Source organism: Methanosarcina sp., from assembly GCF_028693135.1.
GTDB lineage: Archaea > Halobacteriota > Methanosarcinia > Methanosarcinales > Methanosarcinaceae > Methanosarcina.
On record NZ_JAQUVZ010000017.1, the window covers coordinates 63,496 to 70,661 of the forward strand.

A 7,166-nucleotide genomic window follows, 5' to 3' on the forward strand; every position below is an offset into this window, starting at 1 on the left:
GGAATGACCGAAGGACGAATTCTAATAGTCGAAGATGAACATATCGTTGCGATGGGAATAAAGCGCATGTTGAAAGGCCTGGGATACACGGTTACAGGTGTAGCTTCATCCGGAGAGGACGCCATAAGCAAAGCCGAGAGCACTTTTCCTGACCTCGTGTTGATGGACATAATGCTGAAAGGAGAACTTGACGGCGTGGAAGCTGCAAAGGAGATAAAAGAACGTTTTGATGTGCCTGTGGTTTACCTGACTGCTTATTCCGACAGCAATATTCTCGAGCGGGTTAAAAAGACCGGACCCTTTGGCTATATCGTAAAACCCTTTGACGAAAAAGACCTGCACAGCAATATAGAAATAGCCCTGCACAGGTACAGGAAAGAAAAAGAAAATCCAGAGGAAAGAACTGACGGAGAAAGCTAAGCAGGTAGAGAAAGATAATCTATAAACTTCTAATCTATAAACTTCTCAGCACGATTATTCTTGAGTTCAGCTCTTCAACCCTGATTCAACTTCTTAAACTTCAGCAGGAAACCCCTGAGTCTTTAGCTCAGAGGTAGTTGACCTGTTTGCAAGAGCTTTTTACTCCACAAACCCTATTTCTAATTCTGTTTGTTTTCGTTTGTTTCCGTTTGTTTCCGTTTCTGGTTTTTTACATCTTACTTTCGGTAGGTCGACATTAAAAATCAGAACATTTTTCACGATGCCGTTTTAGAACATTATATAACTATTTAGTATGTTTAAAGCTGGTTAACGTGTGATCCAACTCTCACGACCTATATAAGCACTGAACCATTTTTTCATTAAAGTTTAGTGTGAAAGATTAATAATTGGTCATATGTAAACCTAACAACTACACACAATTATGGATCATCATTTCAAAATCGCCATCAGCAAAAATTATCAAAAATTAAATGTCGACCTGCCGAAGGTAAGTTACATTATCCTGCCTAAAAATTTACTATAGAAACAGATCGATAAAGATAAATGAAGAGGACGAATATAAATGAAGATCTTCATGGGGGGAGAAATTCTTAAGGTTAAAATTTTGAATGGCATAAAAATATCGCGTTTCCCTTGCCATAACCTTTCTTTTCTGCATAGGATAAAGCCTTGAAATAATCTCTTCTCTTTTGTCAATACCGTATAGTGGAGGCTATATAGCTTCATTTATATAGAGACTCGTATTAGAAAAACTCTCGGGTTGAGTCTTTGTTTGACCACGTGGTTTTTACGGTTATAAAGCTGCTGGAGAGAGGGAATAATGGTAGTCCAGGGGGTTGCCTGGGGGTGAATATTGGCTGCCATCAAGCCTGTGTCAAAAGCTCTTAAACATGCCTTTTTTGAAGGGGGAAGGTAAGATTTGAATCCAGTTGATAGAAAGATTGATAATGATATTGGTAGTGAAATCAACAGCTTCAGTAGGGTAAATGGGGAAATAAAAATAAGTCTGGAGCTGAAGCAAAAAACGAAGGTGCAATTAATGCCAGAAGGAAGAATTCTGATTGTCGAAGATGAACATATTGTTGCAATGGGAATCAAACGGATGTTAAAGATTTTGGGGTATACACCAGTAGGTGTTGCTTCATCCGGAGAGGATGCTATAAGCAAAGCCGAAGGCACTTTTCCTGACCTTGTGCTAATGGACATAATGCTGAAAGGAGACATGAATGGAATAGAAGCTGCAAAAGAGATCCAGGCACGCTTTGATGTGCCCGTGGTTTACCTGACTGCCTGTTCCGACAGCAAAATTGTGGAAAATGCCTGGAAGACGGGACCTCTGGGGTATATTGTGAAACCCTTTGATGAAAAAGACCTGCAAAAAGGTATTGATGTAGCTTTGCGCAGGCACAGGATGGAAAAAAATGAGCTTGAAAAGGGCTCTGATAAAGCTGAAAAAGGTTCCGAAAAGTCTGAAAAAAGTTTTGAAAAAAGTTTTGAAAAGTGTGGTAAAAGATCCAGAAACCTTCCTGAGCCTGGTGAATGCACTGAAAGTCTTCAGAATTTAAAATGATTTTCCAGATTTTTTGAGCATATATTCAATTTATTCAATTCTTCATCTCTTCTTTATTAAATTTATTCCGTTTTTTAAGGTACCTTTAATTTACTCTAATCATTTTAAACCCAATTTAATTTTTTAAGCCGTCTTCAATTCTTCTTCAATTCTTCTTCAATGGCTTCAACTACGGTTTTCAGGATTTTTGCCCTTGAATACCGCTTGTCTCGGGATTCGATAATTATCCATGAGGCACCTGTAGTACTTGTTTTTTGGAGCATCTCATCGACTGCAACTTTATAGTCATTCCATCTGTTCCGGTTTCGCCAGTCGTCGTCTGTAATTTTCCAGTTTTTTTCCGGATCATTTCGTCGGCTTTCGAAACGCTCGAGCTGGGTTTCTTTATCTATCTGAAGCCAGAATTTGAAGATGATTGCTCCTGCATCAACAAGTATTTTTTCAAACTCATTGATTTCCCTGTAGGCTCTTCCCCATTCTTCTTCCGTACAGAACCCTTCCACTCTTTCTACGAGGACACGGCCGTACCAACTCCGGTCAAAAATAGTTATATGTCCGGCCAGTGGTATTGCATCACAGAAACGCCAGAGGTACTGGTGGGCTTTTTCCGTATCATTCGGTGATCCCACAGGCACAACCCTGTAAAGCCGGGGGTTGAGTTCTTCAACAAGGCGGCGAATGCCCCCTCCTTTACCTGCAGCATCCCAACCTTCAAAGATTATGACCACTGAACGTTTTTTTCTAAAAAGTTCATATTGGAGGGCTTCGAGTCTATTCTGATAAAGCTTTTTAGACTCCCTGTATTCTTCCATAGAAATGGTTTTTGAGAGGTCGGTCTTTTCCAGGGTTGAACCGTTAAGTACAGGGAGATTTGTAGTTGCTATGTCAAGATATTTGATTGTCTGCTGCCCCGGAGTCCTTGTTATCTTTTCAATAGAGGTCTCAATTGCATGAGTTACTGTTACCATGATTTTCAGGACTGCAAAGTTCCTGTCGTTTGCCTCGACTATTGTCCAGGGGGCATTGGGGCTATCTGTTTTCTCAAGTATTTTTTCTACAACAGGCAGGTATTCTTCATATTGCTCGATAAAATCCAGTTCTTTTCCGTTTTTCCCTTCATATTCATCGAGAATAAGAGGAATATCTTTTTTCTTGATTTCCTTGAAACGCTCTTTCTGTTCTTTCTCACTGATGTGGAGGAAAAACTTGAGTATCAAGTACCCATCATCCGCTAGCTGGCGCTCAAAATAGGTTATTTCTTCCAGGATATTTTCCAGGGCTTTTTCGCCTTTTTCACCTTTTTCTTTTCCGAAGAGCTCGATTATTGCTCTGCTGTACCAGCTTCGGTCAAAGATCCCAATTCTTCCTTTTACAGGGATCAGCTCCCAGAACCGCAGAAGGAAAGGCTTGAGGCGGTCATCATAACAGGGCCTGGTCATGGTATGAAAATCAAATCCTCTTGGGTCCAGAGGCAGGATAAAACGGTTGATATCCTCTCCCATCCCTGATGCATGCCAGCCTTCAAAAACAAGTATGATGGGTATTTTCAACTCCCATGCCCTTCGTTGAAGAGCACCGAGCTTAACTTCAAGGGTTTTCATACTCTTCTTATATTCGTCATTTGGTATTGTCTGGGATAAGTCAACGTTTTCAAGCATGGGGATTCCTGTGTTCTTCTTTAAAACAAAATTTTTCATAATGTGTTTAGAGCAATATTAATTATGCAGGTATAAAGTTTTGTCTTTATTTACTATACCTCATAACACGATTATAGATATTTCTAATCAGTTATTTAAATTTTTGAGGCAGATGGGGTGTAAGTAGTGAATAAAGGCAAGTAAGGTAATGGTAAGTAAAGATAAGTAAGCTGTAAAGGTGAATAAAGATAAAAGTATTATCTAGAAGTATTATCTAGAAGTATTTACTATCTAAATTATTTCCGATTTTAAATATTCACAATATAACTGGTCTACAATAAAAAACAATTGATTATATCAGAGTCATCGTCGAAGTTTTAAAATGGCCTGCTTATTTTTGCCATATCTAGAGAAAATATAGTCAAATCTTTAGTTTTACTTATCAATATGTTTTTTACGGCTATTGCATTTCAATTAGTCTATACAAATGAGTACAAAAAATATATTATAAACATAGTCAAATAATTTATTTAGAATACTTAAGGTGAATCATATGTTTTTGAAGATTATGCTCTGCATAATACATTTTCTTTAACATACTTCAATATAATATAACAATCTGTCTAAATCCCTGTATGATACATAATTAGATATATGTTTATTTATGTAGCACTACAATTAGGTATTTTCTAATTAAAATTATATATAGCATATTTTAAATAATGTAGATACATTTATATTACAATAAGGTATATCCAATATACGATATAATTTAAGATATTTGTTAAAATATCTGTTATTAATATGCTGTTTTATTATATGTTCCTAATACCCCTTGTCAAGATTATGTATATTTAGAAATATGTTTTAATTGGGCACCATTTCTTGTAAAATTACTATTGCCGGATGTACATTATAAATAAATTACATGGGATAAATTTAATTGCCTGATGCATCCAAAAATAATTACTAAATAACATATATATGAGGGCATGTGATTAGATATTATATAATACTTACAAATGCATACATAAAAGTATTCGTATTTTTTAGATGTAATAGAAAAAAGAATTATACTTTTTAATATATTTATATTATTATCTGTATTTCTATTAAGCCATTATTGAGTTACTCATCATTTAAACACCCATAATATAATAACTTATATTGTGAATAATAAGGTATATTACTCAAAAAAATTAACTTATATTTTGTAAAAATTACTTATTTCTAAATTAAATTTTTTTCCAACCCCCCAACTTTTAAAATTATTATTGTCCATACAGAAATATTACAGACAGTGTATTTAAAATTACCCTATATTTATAATATATTTTTTTGAGCAAATAGGGTAGACCATTCAAGTAAAATACACCTACATACACATAGGTAGAAAAAAGTCATTAAAGCACATATATGTACACAAATAGTTTTTAATAGGATAGTGGGGCATTTTTTAAGGAGGATTGTTTAGAAAAATGAAATTAATAGAAGTTTCTAATAGAAGTTTCTGTACATAGATACTATATGTATAGTTCTATCCTTTTTCAGAATTATTTTTCGGTAACATTGTTTCGTATTTAATATTGCGGTGGTCTGCCGTATACCCTATATTACTATAGTCTCTGGAATAGTCGGGTTTACTAAATTGGGGGTTGATCCGGGAATTGCACTCAATAAGAAATCGATTCCCATATAGTATAGGAATTTACTGTTTAAAATATTCCAAATATGTAAAAGAGACGGCTCAAAAATGGAGCCCTGAAATTAAAAACGACCCTTATGCATGCAGATAATTATTATTATGTGGATATATTACAGATTCGCTGTTTTGTTCAGCAAAAGGACATCTGGATGTCCGAGAAATAATTTCTGTTTTTTTTGTTTACTGATTTGCTCTAAAATTCATGGTATGAGGGTAAATAAATTTTTTTTAGAATGGAACTCTTTTTTTAATTAATTATTTTGTCCCCATACTAATTAGTTGCTAATTATTTTATGCAGGGTATATTTTTATTTTGTGATAAATATATATTAACTACTAAAAGAATTAGTCAGTAACCATTTTTATATAATATTATTTCAATCAAATCCTAGGACTATTAAGTGTAATAGTATACTAAAACACATAGATGAAACTTAAATAACTGATCCATATATATTGCAGCATTATATTATCTGCTAGAATGTCTGGCCAAATATAGTTTTAATTTTGATTCTGAGATAATCAATTTTTCGGACCCAATTTCCTTGTTCTAAATTCAATTTTTTTAGGCATGTTGGCTTATTTATTACATTACAAATATATAAACGATATCAAAACTGACATTTTATTAACCTATTTTTATATAATATTATTTCAATCAAATCCTCTACCCTTGTTAACCTAAAAAATAGCTACAACACATAGCTTGAAAATAATAAAATCGGATCGAAAATAGTAATATATAATTTTTAATTCGATTTAATAGCTAAAATTTAACTAATTTGCCAATTTATATTATTAAACTCATGACTCAGGTGTGTCATCAAATTGTTACATAATCGGTATGTTATTGTTCGGTATATATTATTTCATTTTCTGGCATTTTTTAAAGGTACTTGTTTAAGCTTGAACCTGGGTTACTTATGTTTTTTAAAATGAAGTCTGATGTTGCCGATTTTTGCATCAACTCATGTGTTTTAAATATAGGTGATTTTATATTATTACACATAATTAATTGTGTTTTCAAGGTTATTTCTTTCCATTTTACCCCAAAACTAAAAAAGAATATGTAACGAAATTATAATTCCAGCTTTAAATCAAAGATTTCTTCAAAAAGATCATATTTTTTGCGAGCTCTATAAAGGTACTGGCGAACCGGGTTTTTGTCTTTTGCCCGAGCAAAGAGAGCTTCAATCTCTCCTTTTGAAAAAACTGCTTCCAGTTTTTTTAGGGGGACTTCTTCAAGCTCTTTCCAGCTGTTAATAACAGGGTTGCTTATGGGAATGGGGATGGGAATCAGCGTTACCTGAACTTCGTCTACCCAGTTCCAGTCGGAATCATATATATTTGCATAGAAAGCCCCGCATGAAATACACTTCGTTATGACTGCAATATTATCCCCTACAGAGTGATAACTAAGGCTCATGAGCATGGAGTCACAGCTAGTACAATTCCCAATCTCATTTTTTTCCAGGCTATACGCAGGTATTCGGTTTTCTTCAATGTAAAGAGTTTTCTCATTAAGGTCATACCTATATTCCACATTATCCGCTCCTGAACGATGCCTGAAATCCGGAAGTAAATGTATTCTGTTCCAGGTCTGAGCACTTAATTTCCTCTTTGATTTCTGTCTAAGGTAATAACCCTATTAATATTAATCCCTCTTTTGACGATAAAGAAAATATGACAGGCTGTATCAAAACCTTTTTGAATTCTACAATTGGGTAATATCCCATTTCAGTTTTTACTTTTGTTTCATTTTCGACAAAAAGAGTTCAATTTTCACAGATCAACATAGCTTATTTGCCTTTCC

The 7,166-nt window shown here is 34.2% G+C and carries 4 protein-coding genes; 2 read left to right on the top strand and 2 right to left on the bottom strand.

Features of this window, described 5'->3' with window-relative positions; all coding sequences use genetic code 11:
* The first annotated feature begins 3 nt into the window (after nt 1-3).
* Entirely contained in the window at nt 4-420 is a 417-nt protein-coding gene (locus tag PHF18_RS09935; RefSeq protein WP_300101943.1) for a response regulator, read from the top strand.
* A 1,060-nt stretch (nt 421-1,480) separates the two neighbouring features.
* Entirely contained in the window at nt 1,481-2,011 is a 531-nt protein-coding gene (locus PHF18_RS09940) for a response regulator (RefSeq protein WP_300101946.1), read from the top strand.
* 134 nt (nt 2,012-2,145) lie between these two features.
* Here the strand turns inward: PHF18_RS09940 and pap are convergent, their stop codons facing one another.
* Together pap and PHF18_RS09950 are read right to left on the bottom strand one after the other, a co-directional pair.
* Nucleotides 2,146-3,708, bottom strand: a complete 1,563-nt coding sequence (gene pap, locus PHF18_RS09945; protein WP_300101948.1) for a polyphosphate:AMP phosphotransferase — start codon at nt 3,706-3,708, stop codon at nt 2,146-2,148.
* Nucleotides 3,709-6,431: 2,723 nt separating this feature from the next.
* Nucleotides 6,432-6,896 carry a hypothetical protein gene (locus tag PHF18_RS09950; RefSeq protein ID WP_300101952.1) on the bottom strand — a complete coding sequence of 155 codons (465 nt, stop codon included), beginning with the start codon at nt 6,894-6,896 and terminating at the stop codon, nt 6,432-6,434.
* Nucleotides 6,897-7,166: the final 270 nt, after the last annotated feature.